The 16,436-nt window shown below is 60.7% G+C and carries 13 protein-coding genes; 10 read left to right on the forward strand and 3 right to left on the reverse strand.

Going from position 1 to position 16,436, the window contains the following annotated elements; genetic code table 11:
• Positions 1-62: 62 nt before the first annotated feature.
• The 3 genes from carB to SynA1562_RS08785 are packed head-to-tail and all read left to right on the forward strand — an operon-like array spanning position 63 to position 5,496.
• A complete protein-coding gene (gene carB, locus SynA1562_RS08775; RefSeq protein ID WP_186493563.1) occupies positions 63-3,386 on the forward strand; it encodes a carbamoyl-phosphate synthase large subunit in 3,324 nt (1,107 codons plus the stop codon).
• A gap of 35 nt (positions 3,387-3,421) precedes the next feature.
• A complete protein-coding gene (locus tag SynA1562_RS08780; protein WP_186493564.1) occupies positions 3,422-4,087 on the forward strand; it encodes a DUF3386 domain-containing protein in 666 nt (221 codons plus the stop codon).
• A gap of 56 nt (positions 4,088-4,143) precedes the next feature.
• Positions 4,144-5,496: a sodium:alanine symporter family protein gene (locus SynA1562_RS08785; protein WP_186493565.1), complete on the forward strand. Its 1,353-nt coding sequence runs from the start codon at positions 4,144-4,146 to the stop codon at positions 5,494-5,496.
• A gap of 59 nt (positions 5,497-5,555) precedes the next feature.
• Here the strand turns inward: SynA1562_RS08785 and SynA1562_RS08790 are convergent, their stop codons facing one another.
• Together SynA1562_RS08790 and SynA1562_RS08795 are read right to left on the reverse strand one after the other, a co-directional pair.
• Positions 5,556-5,786: a DUF6447 family protein gene (locus SynA1562_RS08790; RefSeq protein WP_006850098.1), complete on the reverse strand. Its 231-nt coding sequence runs from the start codon at positions 5,784-5,786 to the stop codon at positions 5,556-5,558.
• 49 nt (positions 5,787-5,835) lie between these two features.
• Complete coding sequence (locus SynA1562_RS08795) at positions 5,836-7,581, reverse strand: ABC transporter ATP-binding protein (RefSeq protein WP_186493566.1); 1,746 nt, start codon at positions 7,579-7,581, stop codon at positions 5,836-5,838.
• Positions 7,582-7,620: 39 nt separating this feature from the next.
• Here SynA1562_RS08795 and SynA1562_RS08800 point away from each other — a divergent pair, with 39 nt between their 5' ends.
• The 4 genes from SynA1562_RS08800 to SynA1562_RS08815 are packed head-to-tail and all read left to right on the forward strand — an operon-like array spanning position 7,621 to position 10,385.
• Entirely contained in the window at positions 7,621-7,818 is a 198-nt protein-coding gene (locus tag SynA1562_RS08800; protein WP_041435023.1) for an RNA-binding S4 domain-containing protein, read from the forward strand.
• A 32-nt stretch (positions 7,819-7,850) separates the two neighbouring features.
• A complete protein-coding gene (gene tpiA, locus SynA1562_RS08805) occupies positions 7,851-8,582 on the forward strand; it encodes a triose-phosphate isomerase (protein ID WP_186495377.1) in 732 nt (243 codons plus the stop codon).
• Positions 8,560-9,405, forward strand: a complete 846-nt coding sequence (gene folP, locus SynA1562_RS08810; RefSeq protein WP_255445619.1) for a dihydropteroate synthase — start codon at positions 8,560-8,562, stop codon at positions 9,403-9,405. The genes tpiA and folP overlap by 23 nt, the downstream gene beginning before the upstream one ends.
• Positions 9,402-10,385, forward strand: a complete 984-nt coding sequence (locus tag SynA1562_RS08815; RefSeq protein ID WP_186493568.1) for a GlcNAc-transferase family protein — start codon at positions 9,402-9,404, stop codon at positions 10,383-10,385. Before folP ends, SynA1562_RS08815 begins: the two co-directional genes overlap by 4 nt.
• Before the next feature lie 86 nt (positions 10,386-10,471).
• Here SynA1562_RS08815 and SynA1562_RS08820 read toward each other — a convergent pair whose 3' ends face one another.
• Positions 10,472-14,482: a magnesium chelatase subunit H gene (locus tag SynA1562_RS08820; protein WP_186493569.1), complete on the reverse strand. Its 4,011-nt coding sequence runs from the start codon at positions 14,480-14,482 to the stop codon at positions 10,472-10,474.
• Positions 14,483-14,599: 117 nt separating this feature from the next.
• Between SynA1562_RS08820 and dapB the strand changes: the two genes are divergently transcribed.
• The 3 genes from dapB to SynA1562_RS08835 all read left to right on the forward strand — a co-directional run bounded on the left by dapB (position 14,600) and on the right by SynA1562_RS08835 (position 16,431).
• Positions 14,600-15,433 (forward strand): 4-hydroxy-tetrahydrodipicolinate reductase, encoded by an 834-nt coding sequence (dapB, locus tag SynA1562_RS08825; protein ID WP_186493570.1) that lies wholly within the window; start codon positions 14,600-14,602, stop codon positions 15,431-15,433.
• A gap of 10 nt (positions 15,434-15,443) precedes the next feature.
• Complete coding sequence (locus tag SynA1562_RS08830; RefSeq protein ID WP_186493571.1) at positions 15,444-16,100, forward strand: hypothetical protein; 657 nt, start codon at positions 15,444-15,446, stop codon at positions 16,098-16,100.
• A gap of 79 nt (positions 16,101-16,179) precedes the next feature.
• The gene (locus SynA1562_RS08835) at positions 16,180-16,431 is read left to right on the forward strand and encodes a high light inducible protein (protein WP_186493572.1); all 252 of its coding nucleotides are present in this window, start codon (positions 16,180-16,182) and stop codon (positions 16,429-16,431) included.
• Positions 16,432-16,436: the final 5 nt, after the last annotated feature.

Genomic DNA, 16,436 nt, shown 5'->3' on the forward strand with positions numbered 1-16,436 from the left:
GTCCCTCGGTCGCGGCAAGGCCGCGTGAGAGGCTTGATCTGTTTGGCCAAGGACGATTTCCCATGCCGAGGCGGTCTGATCTGCGTCGCATTCTCCTGGTGGGATCTGGTCCGATCGTGATCGGCCAGGCCTGTGAGTTCGATTACTCAGGAACCCAGGCCTGCAAGGCACTCAGAGCCGAGGGATATGAAGTCATCCTGATCAACTCCAATCCGGCGTCGATCATGACCGACCCGGAGATGGCGGACCGCACCTATATCGAGCCACTCACGCCGGACGTCGTGACGCGGGTGATCGAAAAAGAGCGGCCAGATGCTCTGCTGCCAACCATGGGGGGGCAGACCGCCCTCAACCTGGCGGTCACCCTGGCGGAAAACGGCACCCTCGAACGCTTTGGCATCGAGTTGATCGGTGCCGACCTCAAGGCGATCCAGAAGGCGGAAGACCGTCTGCTGTTCAAGCAGGCCATGGAGCGCATCGGGGTGAAGGTCTGCCCTTCGGGCATTGCCTCATCCCAGGAAGAAGCTGAAGCCGTGGGGGCCGCGATCGGAAGTTTCCCCCGGATCATCAGGCCCGCCTTCACCCTGGGGGGAAGTGGCGGGGGCATTGCCTACAACCCCGAGGAATACGCAGCAATCTGCAAGAGCGGACTTGAAGCGAGTCCGGTGTCTCAGATTCTGATCGAGCAATCGCTCCTGGGCTGGAAGGAATTCGAGCTTGAGGTGATGCGTGATCTGGCAGACAACGTCGTGATCGTCTGCAGCATCGAAAACCTCGACCCCATGGGGGTGCATACGGGGGATTCGATCACGGTGGCTCCGGCCCAGACCCTCACGGATAGGGAGTACCAGCGGTTGCGCGACCAGTCGATCGCCATCATTCGGGAAATCGGTGTCGCAACGGGCGGAAGCAACATTCAGTTCGCAATCAATCCCGACAACGGCGACGTTGTGGTGATCGAAATGAATCCCAGGGTGAGCCGATCATCAGCCCTGGCCAGCAAGGCCACCGGATTCCCGATCGCCAAGATCGCCGCTCGCCTCGCCGTCGGCTACACCCTCGACGAAATCCTCAACGACATCACCGGCAAGACACCTGCCTGCTTCGAGCCGACGATTGATTACGTCGTCACCAAAATCCCCCGCTTCGCCTTCGAAAAATTCCGAGGCAGTCCGGCCGTGCTCACCACTTCAATGAAATCGGTGGGAGAAGCGATGGCCATCGGCCGCTGTTTCGAAGAGTCGTTCCAGAAAGCCATGCGTTCCCTGGAAACGGGGTTCTCGGGCTGGGGAGGCGACCGGGAGGAACCGGGGCTCACTGATAGTGAATTGGATCGTCAGCTGAGGACCCCCTCTCCGGAGCGCATCCTCAGCGTGCGAACGGCGATGGTGCGAGGACGCAGCGATGAGGAGATTCATCGGATCAGCAAGATTGATCCTTGGTTCCTCGCCAAACTGCGTCGGATCATTGAGGCGGAGGCCAGGCTGATCAAAGGCAAAAGCCTGGATCAGCTGGATGCCGACAGCCTGTTTGAAGCCAAGCAACTGGGTTTTTCAGACCGACAGATCGCCTGGCACACCAACAGCGACGAATTGTCTGTGCGTCAGCGGCGCCATCAGCTCGAGGTTCGCACCGTCTTCAAAACCGTCGACACCTGCGCAGCGGAGTTCGCCTCTTCCACTCCCTATCACTACTCGACCTACGAACGTCCCTTGCAGACCCTGCAGGCTGACGGATCCCTCAAGCCCCTTCCCGCTTCATCTGAGGTGAGTCGCCGTGAGGACGGCCGCAAGATGATGATCCTCGGTGGTGGACCCAACCGGATCGGGCAAGGCATCGAATTCGACTACTGCTGCTGTCATGCCTCCTTTGCGGGGCAGGACCAGGGGATCACCACGGTGATGGTGAACAGCAATCCGGAAACGGTGTCCACCGATTACGACACCAGCGACAGCCTTTACTTCGAACCGCTCACCCTGGAGGACGTTCTCAATGTGATCGAAGCGGAGCGTCCTGATGGCGTGGTGGTGCAATTCGGTGGACAGACGCCTCTGAAACTCGCGATTCCCCTGCTGCGCTGGCTGGACAGTGATGAGGGGCGCGCAACGGGCACCAGCATCTGGGGCACCTCCCCTGAATCAATCGACCGGGCCGAGGACCGCGAGCAATTCGAAGCCATCCTCCGCGATCTGAACATCCGCCAACCTCGCAACGGATTAGCACGCAGCGAGGAGGAAGCACGGGCCGTGGCCACACGAGTGGGCTACCCGGTCGTCGTGCGTCCCTCCTACGTCTTGGGCGGGCGGGCCATGGAGGTGGTGTTCGACGAAGAGGAACTCAACCGCTACATGCGCGAAGCCGTGCAGGTGGAGCCAGACCATCCGGTGCTGATTGACCAGTACCTCGAAAATGCTGTTGAAGTGGACGTGGACGCTCTCTGCGATCACACCGGAGCTGTGATCGTCGGTGGGCTGATGGAGCACATCGAACCGGCGGGAATCCATTCCGGAGACTCAGCTTGCTGCTTGCCCGCGGTTTCCCTCGGCGAGGCGGCACTGAACACGATTCGTGAGTGGAGTCGCTCCCTGGCGCAAACGCTCGAAGTGCGGGGTCTGATCAACCTCCAGTTCGCCGTGCAGCGCAACACCGATGGATCGGAAGTGGTTTACATCATCGAAGCCAACCCCCGCGCCTCCAGGACGGTCCCCTTCGTCGCCAAGGCCACAGGTCAACCTCTCGCTCGCCTGGCAACCCGACTGATGGCGGGCGAAACCCTGACCGACATCGGCATGACCAGCGAGCCAAAGCCGCCGCTGCAATCGATCAAGGAGGCGGTGCTGCCGTTCCGGCGCTTCCCGGGGGCCGACACGGTGCTCGGACCGGAAATGCGCTCCACGGGAGAGGTGATGGGATCCGCCGACAGTTTCGGCATGGCCTATGCCAAGGCTGAACTCGGCGCTGGAGAAGCACTGCCCACCCAGGGGACAGTGTTCCTCTCCACCCACGACCGCGACAAACAGGCTCTGGTGCCCATCGCCGCTCGGCTGATCGAACTCGGGTTCGATGTGACGGCCACCTCAGGCACGGCTCAGGCGCTCGCCAACGCCGGGTTGAAGGTGCAATCGGTGCTCAAGGTTCATGAGGGGCGCCCCAACATCGAGGATCAGATCCGCTCCAATCAGGTGCAGCTGGTGATCAACACACCGATCGGCCGTCAAGCTGCCCATGACGACAAGTACCTGCGTCGGGCAGCGCTCGATTACGCCGTTCCAACGGTGACGACCCTTGCAGGAGCGCGGGCAGCGGTGGAGGCGATCTCTGCGCTCCAGCAACAGCCGAGGCTCAGCATCCACGCCCTGCAAGACGTGCACGCCATGCAGCGTTAGGCCACCGGTAGGGTTGCTGAAGCCACCTCACCGTTGTGACAGCCTCCGTTCCCGTTAAGCCTGGAAGCGACCTGCGTGATGACTTCCGTCGCGCCTACGAGAACCGCTACACCTGGGAGCCTGGATTCTCCGGCTATCGCGGCCGCTGCACATGGCAACAGGGCGATCAACGGGTCGAGGGCACGTTTGAGATCGGCGCCGATCTCAAAGCCAAGGTGGACGGCATTGAAAACGAAGAGATTCTCAAGGCAGTGAATTCCCAGCTCTGGGAAGTCGCGATCCATCGCGTGCGGCGCAGCTTCGAGCAGACCCACGGTGAGAACACCTTCACTGCCGGCGACACCAACGATGTGGGAACCGAAGTGCTCGTCGGTGGTAAGGGAGCCGGGGACAAGTACCGCATCAAGGATGACGTGGTGACCATGGTTCACCGTCACATCCACGGCACAGTCGTGACGATCTACACCACAGATGTCACCGACACGGGTGCGGGCTACCTCAGCCACACCTACACCAGTCAGTACGCCGACCCAGAGACGGGAGAAGCCCGGGGCGGCCGCAGCAGCTTCCAAGACAGCTTCGCTCCTCTGCCTGGGGATGGCCCCTGGGTGCTGACCGAGCGGGTCGTGAGCACCGAGGTCCATGGCGATACCCCCGCCGGAAGCCAGACCTTCCGTTTTGAAGATCTCGAATCGCTCTGAGTTGATTGCCGGTACAAGCCGGCTATGAGACCATCCGCCCAAACCTGTTGAAAGGCATGGGCGGAGTCGAGTCGACCATTCAGGCCATCAATGGCCCGATCAACAGCATTGTCTGGGGATGGCCCACCGTCCTTTTGATCGCCGCGACGGGCATTCTTTTGATGGTGGGCCTGCGGTTCATGCCGCTGCAACGACTGGGCTATGGCATCTCGATGATGCTGCGGCCGGCTGCATCACAAACGGAAGGGGAGATCACCCCCTTTCAAGCGCTGATGACGTCGTTGTCGGCCACGATCGGGACGGGAAACATCGCCGGTGTTGCCGGGGCCATCGCCGTTGGTGGACCCGGAGCCGTCTTTTGGATGTGGATCATCGCGATCTTCGGCATCGCGACCAAATACGCCGAAGCAGTGCTCGCGGTTCAGTTCCGCGAAACCGATGGAGACGGCAACCACGTTGGTGGGCCGATGTACTACATCCGCAACGGACTCGGCAGCGGCTGGAGCTGGATGGCCGGCCTGTTTGCCCTCTTCGGCATGTTGGCGGGATTTGGCATCGGCAATGGGGTTCAGGCCTTTGAGGTGTCATCTGCCCTAAGCCTGATCGGCATCCCGAAGCTGGCCACCGGAGTCGTTTTGGCGGCCCTGGTCTTTGCTGTCGTTATCGGGGGGATCAAGCGCATCGCCCAGGCGGCCTCCGCCATTGTTCCGTTGATGTCGATCCTCTACGTCGCTGCATGCCTGCTGGTGTTGTTGGCCAATCTGGGCAGCGTGCCTGAAGCCTTCGCCACGATTTTCTCCAACGCCTTCTCCGGCCAAGCCGCTGCCGGTGGTGCCCTCGGTCAGGTGGTGCTGATGGGCTTTAAAAGGGGCATTTTCTCCAATGAAGCGGGCCTCGGCAGCGCTCCGATCGCTCACGCGGCCGCCAAAACCGATGATCCCGTTCGCCAGGGCACGGTGGCCATGCTGGGCACCTTCATCGACACCCTGATCATCTGCACGATGACCGCCCTGGTGATCATCACCACCAAAGCCAATCTGATCCTCGATGCAGCCGGCGACAAACTCAGTGGAGCAGACCTCTCCATCGCTGCCTTCAACACCGGCATCGCCGGCAGCGGCGTGGTGGTGACCCTGGGCTTGGTGGTCTTCGCCTTCACCACCATTCTCGGCTGGAGCTTCTACGGCGAGCGCTGCACCACCTATCTGTTCGGCGACTCCGCAGTTCTGCCCTTTCGTCTGGCCTGGGTGGCTGTTGTCGTGATTGGTGCTGTTGCCGGCGACCGCGGCGTGATCTGGTCGATTGCCGACACCCTGAACGGTCTGATGGCTCTCCCTAACCTCGTGGCCTTGATCCTGCTGTCCGGAACTGTGTTCAAACTCACCAAGGCCTACAGCTTCAGCGACTGAGCACAGCGGCGAGCAATAAAAAAGGGGGCTGTTGAGCCCCCCTTTTTGTCGTCAGACGATCAACCCTGATCGGGCAACGGAGTGACGGACTTGAGCTTTTCATTGAGCTCAGTGGCCAGGCTCTGACGGCCCACCGCCAGAACCTTGAGGGTGTCTTCGTGCATCCGCAGCTGAGCGTCGGCAACCTGCATGCCACGCACAAGCTCCTTGAGCTCATTGGGAAGCGTATTCAGGTCGTAGCGCTTGCCCTCAAAGGTCAACACAGGGTTCTGGGCTGCAGAGTCAGTCATCGTTAATCGCCGGGATGGCGGTGTACCGGCGGCCAGATCGTAGAGGGATTCAGGACTTTTGCCGATCTCGAATGAACTGTCGTTCGCACAGTTCGCGGTAACGCCCACCACGCTGCATCAAGTCGTCGTGGGTTCCTCGATCGACAACCGCTCCTTTTTCAAGAACCACAATGCGATCGGCCTCCTGAACCGTGGCCAGACGGTGGGCGATCACCAACACCGTTCGTCCCTTCATCGCCTGCTTCAGGCCGAGTTGCACCGCAGCCTCCGCTTCAGCATCGAGAGCACTGGTGGCTTCATCCAGCAGCAGCAGCGCTGGATTGCCAAGCACTGCCCGGGCAATGGCGATCCGCTGGAGTTGTCCACCGGAAACATTGGTTCCCCGTTCCTCGAGCTGAGTGTCATACCCCTGGGGCAAGGCACGGATGAAATCATCCGCATTGGCCAAGCGAGCCGCATCGCAAACCTCGTCATCGGTCGCACGACGCCCGAACCGAATCGCCTCGGCAATGGTTCCAGAGAACACGGTGGTGCGCTGCGGAACCAGGGCCACCTGCTGACGCAGCTCACGGGACCTCATCAAGCTGATGTCCGTGCCGTCGAGACGAATCTCTCCCTGTTGCACCGTGTTGAACCGGAGCAGGAGCGACAGCAAGGTGCTTTTGCCAGCACCGGAGGGACCAACAATGGCCAGCACCTGCCCTGCATCCACCCGCAGATTGAGTTGATGCAGCACCGGCTGGGCTGGGTCATAACCAAAGCTCACCTGTTCAAAGACCAGATCACCCCGGAGAGCACCGATGGATTGCGCCTCGGCTTGGTCAGCGGCTTCCTGAGGCTCTCTCTCGATCTCCCGCAGACGTCGCAGCGACGCCTGACCCTGCTGGAATTCGTTGAAGTTGTTGGTGACGTGGGCAATGGGATCGATCAGCACGATCAGCCCCGTCAGGTAACTGCTCAGCCCGGCAATGCTCAGGTCACCGGTCTGGATCCGCCAGGCTCCGAGGGCCAGCACGGCAAACAGACCCACCACCTCGATGATGCCAACCACCGGATGCTGCAGCGCCACAAGGCTGTAGGTGCGATGGCGAGCCTGTCGGTGCTGGTCGATTTCTGTCTCGAAGCGGTCCTGCAACCAGGGCTCAGCAGCAAACGCACGCACGAGAGGCAACCCTTCGATGGCCTCACCCAGCAGACCAGCCAGTTCGCTCACCTTTTTCTGACTGCGTTCCGTGGCCGCCATCACGCGCGCACCAAACAGGCTGATCAGCCAGACGATCACCGGCGCCAGCAACAGGATGGCCAGCGTCAGTTTCCAATCGAGCCAAAGCATCATCCCCAGCACAGCAACCAGCTGAAGCACGCTGGGGACCGTGTCGTGAATGGTCTTGTAGAGCACCTCGCTAACGCGATCCGCGTCTTCGGTGAAGCGGTACGTGAGGTCGCCGGCCGAAAGCTTCTCCAACGCCCCGAGCTCCACGGTCTGCAGGCGGCGGAACAGATCGCGCCGTAAGTCCTGGCTCACCAGCAGTGCAGGCCCGGCAAGGAGAGAGTCCTGACCGAACTGGGCGATTTTCTGAACAGCAAAGATCAGTAATGCCAGCCCGATCAGCTGAAGCACGCGGACAAGATCACCCGATCCCAACGCAGGAAACAAATCTCCAGCCAGCTGGACGAGCAGCGGAAAGCTGCCGACGTAAATCACCATGCAGCAGCCCCCCCAGAGCAGTTCCCGCAGGTGGGGGCGAAGTAACGGCAGCAGCCGGCGGAATCCGGCCTGGGATGGGGTCAGCATCGCGGCACAGTATCAATGGTGAGCTCAGAACTCTCTCCAATGAAGCTGGATCAGTTCCTGAAATGGAAGGGATGGGTCTCTACCGGCGGTGAAGCGAAGCAACGCATCCAGATGGGTGAAGTGGAGGTGAATGGAAGCGTTGAAACCCGGCGGGGACGTCAGCTTTCCCCGGGAGATCGGGTTGTGCTTGCTGGTGAGGAGTCCGTTGTTGGGGATGAAAACGCGACCGGGCCGTAAGTTGGCTGCCACATTCCATGGGGAAGCAAGGCGTGCGCAGACCGGTGATCGCTGGCAACTGGAAGATGCACATGACCTGTGCCCAGTCGCGGGAGTTCATGGAAGCCTTCCTGCCATTGATTGCTGACACCCCGGACGACCGCGACCTGGTGCTGGCACCGCCCTTCACGGCGCTGTCGACCATGGCGGAACTCAGCCAGAACTCCCGCCTCTGCCTGTCGAGCCAGAACGTGCACTGGGAAGGCCAGGGAGCCTTCACCGGGGAGATCTCTCCAGCCATGCTCAAGGAGCACGGGGTGACCCACACGATCGTGGGCCACAGCGAACCACGGAAATATTTCAGTGAAAGCGACGAGCAGATCAACCACCGGGCCAGGTCATCCCAGTCCAACGGTCTGATTCCGATCGTTTGCGTTGGCGAAAGCGATGAGCAGCGAGAGCGGGGCGAAGCTGAACGGGTGATCCGCCGCCAGATCGAGCAGGGCCTGGAGGGTCTCGATGCCGAGAAATTGGTGGTGGCCTACGAACCGATCTGGGCGATCGGCACTGGCAAAACCTGTGCAGCTGAGGAAGCGAACCGCATCTGCGGTCTGATTCGGAGTTGGGTGGGCTCACCCGATCTGGTGATTCAGTACGGCGGCTCCGTTAAACCCAGCAACATTGATGAGTTGATGGGCATGAGCGATATCGACGGGGTGCTGGTGGGGGGTGCTTCTTTGGAGCCTGAAAGCTTTGGAAGGATTGCCAACTACCAAGCGGCTTGATTCAGGCGGCTGGCCTCAGGGTTGGCGCCAACGCACAGCCGTGATGGGGGTGATCAACGTCACCCCGGATTCCTTCAGTGATGGAGGGAGATTTCTAGCGAGCGAACGGGCCCTTGCTGAAGCTCAGCGGCAGCTGAACCGTGGTGCGGACGTGTTGGATCTTGGGGCGCAAAGCACCCGACCCGGAGCAGAGGAGGTGGGCGCCGAAGAGGAGTTGCGGCGGCTCCTACCTGCACTGAAGAGCATCCGGCAGCACTGCCCAGAGGCGCTGATCTCCATCGACACGTTTCTAGCGCCGGTGGCCGCCAAGGCACTGGACGCAGGTGCGAACTGGATCAATGATGTGAGCGGTGGCCGGCGGGATCCGGATCTGCTGCGGGTGGTCGCCGATGTGGGCTGTCCAGTGGTGCTGATGCACAGCCGCGGTGACAGCCGAACCATGGATCAGCTCACGACCTATGCCGATGTCGTGGCAGATGTGAAAGAGGCGTTGCTGGAGCGCAGTGAAGCCGCGCTTCAAGCCGGCGTTGATGAGAGCCAAATCATCTGGGATCCCGGTCTCGGCTTCGCCAAGACCCATGAGCAGAACCTGCAGCTGCTGAGGGATCTGGAACAACTGACAGCAGGGCCACGACCAGTGCTGATCGGTCCTTCACGCAAACGCTTCATCGGTGCCGTGCTCGATGAGCCACGCCCGAAGGCGCGGCTCTGGGGAACTGCTGCCGTGGCCTGCCGCTGCGCCCAGGCGGGTGCTGCCGTGCTGCGGGTGCACGATGTGGGCCCCATCAGTCAGACGCTGCGCATGGCGGCTGCACTCTGGTGAGCTCGACGATCTTTGTTCAGATCGCGGCTTACCGGGATCCCGATCTCCCGGCCACACTGCACAACCTGATTGAGCGGGCGGCCCAGCCAGAGCGCCTGCATTTCGGCATCTGCCTGCAACTGGCTGCTGATGATCCGCCGCACTTGGGAACAAGCGCATTTCCGGATCATCCACACCTCACGAGCATCCGGTTCGATGCAACTGAAAGCCGCGGAGCCTGCTGGGCCCGACGCCAGGCTCAAGATGTTTACGGCGGGGAAGACTTTCTGCTGCAGATCGACAGTCACATGCGGGCTGTGGAGCACTGGGATGACCTGCTTCTGAAGACCTGGAAGGAATGCAGCGATGCACGTGCCGTTCTCAGTGTTTACCCCAACGGCTTTCAACAACCGTGCTGTTTGCAGACATCAACTCTGCCTGTGATGGCAGCTGCCGGTTTCGATGCCAACGGCATCCTTAAGCTGCGAGGCATCAGCCGATTTCAACTTCCAGAAGAACAACCTGAGCGACCGATCCCTGGGGCGTTTATCGCCGGAGGCTTCCTATTCGGTCCAGGATCAATCGTGCGCGAAGTGCCGTACGACCCCGATCTCTATTTCCATGGGGAAGAGGTTGCCATGTCGGCACGACTGTGGACGTCTGGTTTCAACATCTACGCCCCGAATCGCCTGCTGCTGTTTCATCTCTACAAGACAGAACGTACAGACAAAGAGCATTCAGCCACCCATTGGGGCGATCACAGCAATTGGCACCTTTACAACCTTCGGTCACTCAAACGCGTACACACACTGCTTGGCAGTCTCAACAACGCACCGGAGTCAATCCGTTGTTTCAATGATCAACCTGACGAACTTCAACCCTTTGGATTAGGGAAAAAACGCAAATTAAGCATCTATCAACAGTGGGCTGGCGTTGATTTCAAAACAGCAGAGATCAGCCAAACTGCAAGGCATGCAGAGTTCAACGTATTGCAACCCTGAATTGCAATTGCAACTCATTCATCGCCAATAAAAAAGCCAGAGCCCGTAAGGAGCTCTGGCGTCGGTATTCATCAGTTGATCGGAGATCAGTCGGTGACAACACCCTCAATCCGATCCTCAACCTCCTGATACAGCTCCTGCAGCTGCTCAATGTTTTCGTCTGAGGTCTCCCAGTATCCACGACCATGCACCTCGAGCAGGGTGCCCACGATCTGGCGGAAGCTGTTGGGATTGAGTTCCAACAGACGCTTGCGCATCTCGGGGTCATTGATGAAGGTCTCGTTGGCTTCTTCGTACACGAAGTTATCAACGGCACCACTGGTGGCACTCCAACCAAGAGTGAAGTTGAGGCGCTTGGCCACCTCTCGCACACCCTCGTAGCCGGAGTCGAGCATGCCTTCGTACCACTTGGGATTAAGCAACTTGGTGCGTGAATCCAGGCGGATCGTTTCACTCAGCGAACGCACCTGAGCGTTGGCCGTGGTGGTGTCAGCGATGTAGCTGGTGGGAGCTTTGCCGTCATCACGCAGGCCAGCGATCAACTTGGTGGGGTCGGAGTCGAAGTAGTGGCTCACATCGGTGAGGGAGATCTCAGCCGAATCGAGGTTCTGGAAGGTGACATCCGCCGTCTTCATCACGTTCTCGAACACCTCACGCTTCTGGTTCATCTCACCAGGGTTGTCGGCATTGAAGGCGAAGGTCTTGCGGGAGAGGTACATCTCCTGCAGTTCCCCTTCTTCCTCCCAGGTGCTGTTCTCCACCGCGAGGTTCACGTTGGAGCTGTAGCTGCCGCTGGCGTTGGAGAACACCCGGCACGCCGCATCCCGCAGGCTCGTGCCCTCTTTCTCCGCCTGCTCGAGGGCGTGCTTACGAACGAAATTCTGCTCCAGAGGCTCGTCGGCCTCGGCAGCCATCTTCACGGCCTGATCGATCAGCGCCATCTGGTTGATGAACAGATCGCGGAACACACCTGAGCAGTTCACCACCACGTCAACGCGGGGGCGGCCGAGTTCTTCAAGGGGAATCAGCTCAAGCTTGTTCACCCGACCCACGGAGTCCGGCATCGGCTTCACGCCAACGAACCAGAGGATCTGAGCCAGGGACTCGCCGTAGGTCTTGATGTTGTCGGTTCCCCAGAGAACGCAGGCGATGGTTTCTGGCCAGGTGCCCTGCTCCTCGCGCTGACGCTCAATCAACTTGTCGACAACACTTTTTGCTGCAGCCACCGCGGCACGGGTGGGAATCGCCTGCGGGTCGAGGGCGTGGATGTTCTTGCCGCTGGGCAACACACCAGGATTCCGGATCGGATCACCACCAGGGCCCGGAAGGATGTATTCACCATCGAGAGCCTTCAACAGACTCTCCATCTCCATGTCGGCACACACCTGCTCGAGGCAGAAGCGCAGATAGGCAAAGAGCTTGTCGAGCTCGGTGGAATCGATCTGCACGAAGCCAGCACTGCAGCAGGCCCTCAGCCACGGGGAGGGAAGTTTGAAGCCGAACTTGGCAAGCAGGTCGTAGAACCAACCGAAGCTGTTGCGCAGGCTGACCCGACCATCACGACCGGTAAGCGTGCGAACCATGGCGCCAATGGCAGCGCGGGATGTCTCCGTGATCGTGCGGTTCAGCTCAACATCGGCGAGTACACCCTCGTCATTGCCTTTATAGATGTCTTCGATCGAGCGGCCCATCGCCTCAGCCAGCAGGCCGGGGAGTGAGCGAAGACCATCCTCCTCGCGTTCGAGAGCAGCGATGTTCACCAAGGTGGCAACGGCTTCCTCAGCGGTGGGAGGCTTGCCAATGGTGTGCAGGCCACATGGAAGGAGACGGCTTTCGATCTCCATCAACTGCCGGTAGACGGCACCCACCAGGGCATCGCGTCCCTCCAGTTCAAGGGTCGAGGCGTCCTCCTCAGGAAGGTCGACGTCCTTATCAAGGTTGCACTGACGTGCCGTCTCAATGATCGTGTTGACGATCTGAATCCCGCGGCCACCCTCACGCAGCTGCTGGTAAGAGCCCACCAGCTCACCGAGTTCCTTCAGACCCTTGTAAAGACCGGCGTTTTCAGCCGGAGGGGTGAGGTAGCTGATGGTGGAGGCGTAACCACGCCGCTTGGCGATGGTGGCCTCGGAGGGGTTATTGGCGGCGTAGTAGTAAAGGTTAGGCAGCGCACCGATCAATGAATCGGGGTAGCAGGTTTCGCTCATGCCCATCTGCTTGCCGGGCATGAATTCGAGCGAGCCGTGGGTGCCGAAGTGCAGCACCGCATCAGCCTTCCAGATCTTCTGCAGATAGGTGTAGTAAGCGGCGAAGCCGTGGTGAGGGCTGGCGCTGCGGGAATAGAGCAGGCGCATCGGATCACCCTCGTAGCCGAAGGTGGGCTGAACGCCAACGAAGACGTTGCCGAAGTGGCGACCAAAAACCAGCAGGTTCTGGCCATCGCTGTTGAGGTTGCCGGGGGGCTTGCCCCAGTTCTCTTCCAGGCGTTCGGAGTAAGGCGTCAGACGCTCGTACTCCTCGACGCTCATCCGATGGGCGATGGACAGCTCCGGAGAACCCTGCATCGCATCGGCGTCATTGATGACGGCCTCCAACAGTTCTCGAGGCGTGGAGGGCAAGTCTTGTACGTCGTAGCCCTTCGCCTTCATCTCCTGCATCACCCGATGGATGGAGCCGAAAACGTCGAGGTAAGCCGCGGTGCCGACATTGCCCTTGTCGGGAGGGAAGCTGAACACGGTGATCGCCAGCTTCTTTTCGGTGCGGGGCTTGATCCGCAGCGATGACCAGCGGATGGCCCGCTCAGCAATGGCATCAACCCGATCTTGAAGGGTGTGCGCCTTGCCGGTGGCATCGTCACGGCCCGAGAGAACGATGGGCTCGATGGCGCCATCCAGTTCCGGAATGGCGATCTGTAGAGCCACCTGCACCGGATGCAGGCCAAGGTCGCTCTGTTCCCACTCCTGGGTGGTCTGGAAGACGAGGGGGAGCGCCACCATGTAAGGGCGGTTGAGCTTCTTCAGCGACTCAATCGCCTTGGGGTGGTCCTGACGGGCAGGGCCTCCAACCAGCGCAAAACCGGTGAGGGAGACGATGCCGTCCACCAGCGGGTGCTCAGGATTCAGGGGGTCGTAGAAGAAGGCATTGACCGGCTTGGAGAAGTCGAGACCGCCGCAGAAGATCGGAATCACACGGGCGCCGCGGAACTCCAGCTCCTGGATGGTGGCCACGTAATGGGCATCGTCACCAGTGACGATGTGGCTGCGCTGCAGCACCAAACCGATCACCGGCCCTTTGCGGGCCTCCTCAGACAAGTCTGTGCGGCTAGACGTCCAGTTCAGATATTCCTTGAGGTCCTCGAACATCGAGGGAGCCAGGGGATGCCAGATGCCGAGGTCGGGGAACACTTCAGGCTCAGCCACCTCCATGGCTGGACGTTCCTCTCCTTCTGCAGCTGGGAAGACATACTTGTCCGCCAGCATCAACAGGAAGTTGCGCAGGTTGTCGGGGGTACCGCCCAGCCAGTACTGGAAGCTGAGCATGAAGCTGCGGGCATCCTGAGCCTTCTCAACCGGCAGATACTTGAGAACGGTGGGGAGCGTGTTCAGCAGCTTGAGCATCGCGTCCTGGAAGCCAGCACCTCCGGCTTCCTTCCGCTTCTTCATGAAGCCTGCGATGGCGCTCTTGCTCTGACCGAGCTGGGCCATCGAGAAGCTGCCCAGCTTGTTCAGCCGCATCACTTCGGGCATGGACGGGAAGACCACAGCCGCTTTGAGTCGGTCGCGGTGCGGGGCAACGGCGTCCACAACCTTCTGCGCCAGATCTTCAATGAAGATCAAGGAGGCGACGAAGACATCAGCCTCAGCCACATCGGCACAGAAACCGGCGTAGTTGTCGTCGTCGCGGAGTTCTTCAATCAGATAGCCGCTCAGCTCGATCCCAAGATCGCCACCGGAAGCATTGAGAGCCGTTGCGGCCTGGGTGAGGGCGTTTTGGTATTGGGGCTCCAGCACCACATAAACCGCTTTCATGACGGACTTGTGGTTCTGGCCCTCCACAGGAGCAACGCGGCGATCGGCGGAGCGGACCTGTGTGAACATCAGCGCGCTTTGAGCAATGTGAAGAACCTTACGGCGACTGGCCCTCAGGGCGCGAAGATTTCTGATCGGCCGTTACACGAGCTGACCCATAGGCTTTGAAGCGTCTGCTGCGCTTTCATGTCCGCTCCGATTCCCGTCGTTGTTGCCGGTGCCCTGGGGCGCATGGGCGCCGAGGTAATCAAGGCTGTGGTGGGAGCCGAAGACTGCAGCCTGGTTGGCGCCATCGACAACACCCCCGGCAAAGAGGGGGCAGACGTGGGCCTGGAGCTGGGCCTGGGCGAACTGGAGGTGGTCGTGACGGCTGATTTCGAAGGCTGTCTCTGCGCTGTGAGCCAATCGGTGCGGGACAGCGGCAGCGGAGCTGTGTTAGTGGATTTCACCCACCCCTCCGTTGTTTATGAGCACACCCGTGCGGCGATCGCCTACGGCGTTCACCCCGTGATCGGAACCACAGGGCTCTCTCCTGAACAACTCAACGACCTCACCGAGTTCTCGGCCAAAGCGTCCGTGGGTGGGGCCGTAATCCCCAATTTCTCTGTGGGCATGGTGCTCTTGCAGCAAGCCGCAGCCGCTGCGGCGCGCTTCTACGACCACGCGGAACTGACGGAACTGCACCACAACCGCAAGGCGGATGCCCCCAGCGGCACCTGCATCAAAACCGCTGAGCTGATGGAGGAGCTGGGAAAGAGCTTCAATCCCGAGGAAGTGGACGAGCACGAATCCCTGGCGGGCTGCCGCGGCGGACAGCGGGACAGTGGCCTGCGGCTGCACTCCATTCGGCTGCCGGGCCTGGTGGCTCACCAAGAGGTGATGTTCGGTGCCCCCGGGGAGACCTACACCCTGCGTCACGACACCATTGATCGTTCCGCTTACATGCCCGGCGTGCTGCTCACGGTGCGCAAAGTGGGCAGCCTCGGCAGCCTTGTGTATGGCCTTGAGCGCCTGATCTGAAGGCGACACCATGCTTATTCCGCTCCGCCCCGGCGAACTGCAACGGCTGATCCCTGCTGTTGCTACCGGCACCCAGTTCCGCGTTGCCCTCGGCAACCCTCAGGAGGTGCTGCAGCGCCTGATGATCGCCGCCATCGGCGGGGTGATCACGTTCCTGATCTACAACCAGGCGCAGCTGGGCAGCCGCTGGGGTCCCGTCTGGCTGGTGATCAGCGTTGTGTTCTTCCTCTATGTGCTTTGGGGCCCGATCGTTCAGGCCGGCCAACGCAACGCCACCTTGCGGCGCTATCCCGCGGCTGCCCTGTTTGAGGGCGAGGTGGCGGATGTGATCACGCGAGAGCGGGTGGAAAACCGCCATGAGCAGGCCGACAGCCGCGGGCGACTGGAACTCGTGGAGAACCGACGCACCTGGATGCTGCTCGAACTCGAAGACGAGGAGGGGTATCTCGGCCGGGTGGCCTTTCCGATGGAGAAAAAGCACCAGTCGATCCGCCGCGGCAGCCTGATCCGCTGCCTAGTGCTCAGTGAGCGCAAGGACTTCTCAAAGATCGGAGCCCTCAGCGATGCCTGGCTGCCGGGCATGAGGATGTGGGTTGGCGAGTACCCCTTCTTGCTCCGCCCCGCCTTTGAGGAGCTTTGCCAACTCCGCCTGAGCAGTCGCCGTTGAACAGCCGTTGGTGAAAAGTCACCGCTGAATATTTCTTAAACCTGGTTTACACTTCTTAGCAATTCAACCGGTGGCACCGATGTCCCAGTCCTCACCTTCCACTCCTGTCGTGCGCGGTGCACAGGTCACCATGGAAGACGGCGGCCGCCTCAACGCCTTTGCCACAGAACCCCGCATGGAAGTGGTTGAAGCAACGCAGGGCTGGGGCTTCCACGACCGCGCCGAAAAACTGAACGGCCGCATGGCCATGCTCGGGTTCATTGCTCTGCTCGCCACCGAGCTGGCCCTGGGCGGCGAATCCTTCGTTCACGGGCTCCTGGGCCTGGGCTGATTGCC

It is taken from the genome of Synechococcus sp. A15-62 (assembly GCF_014280075.1).
Taxonomy (GTDB): Bacteria; Cyanobacteriota; Cyanobacteriia; order PCC-6307; family Cyanobiaceae; genus Parasynechococcus.

Excerpts from the sequence above, each read along its gene's own strand:
- carB (WP_186493563.1), top strand. The coding sequence starts at position 63 with ATGCCGAGGCGGTCTGATCTGCGTCGCATTCTCCTGGTGGGATCTGGT.
- SynA1562_RS08785 (WP_186493565.1), top strand. The coding sequence starts at position 4,144 with ATGGGCGGAGTCGAGTCGACCATTCAGGCCATCAATGGCCCGATCAAC.
- SynA1562_RS08790 (WP_006850098.1), bottom strand. The coding sequence starts at position 5,786 with ATGACTGACTCTGCAGCCCAGAACCCTGTGTTGACCTTTGAGGGCAAG.
- SynA1562_RS08795 (WP_186493566.1), bottom strand. The coding sequence starts at position 7,581 with ATGCTGACCCCATCCCAGGCCGGATTCCGCCGGCTGCTGCCGTTACTT.
- SynA1562_RS08800 (WP_041435023.1), top strand. The coding sequence starts at position 7,621 with ATGAAGCTGGATCAGTTCCTGAAATGGAAGGGATGGGTCTCTACCGGC.
- SynA1562_RS08820 (WP_186493569.1), bottom strand. The coding sequence starts at position 14,482 with ATGTTCACACAGGTCCGCTCCGCCGATCGCCGCGTTGCTCCTGTGGAG.
- dapB (WP_186493570.1), top strand. The coding sequence starts at position 14,600 with ATGTCCGCTCCGATTCCCGTCGTTGTTGCCGGTGCCCTGGGGCGCATG.
- SynA1562_RS08830 (WP_186493571.1), top strand. The coding sequence starts at position 15,444 with ATGCTTATTCCGCTCCGCCCCGGCGAACTGCAACGGCTGATCCCTGCT.
- SynA1562_RS08835 (WP_186493572.1), top strand. The coding sequence starts at position 16,180 with ATGTCCCAGTCCTCACCTTCCACTCCTGTCGTGCGCGGTGCACAGGTC.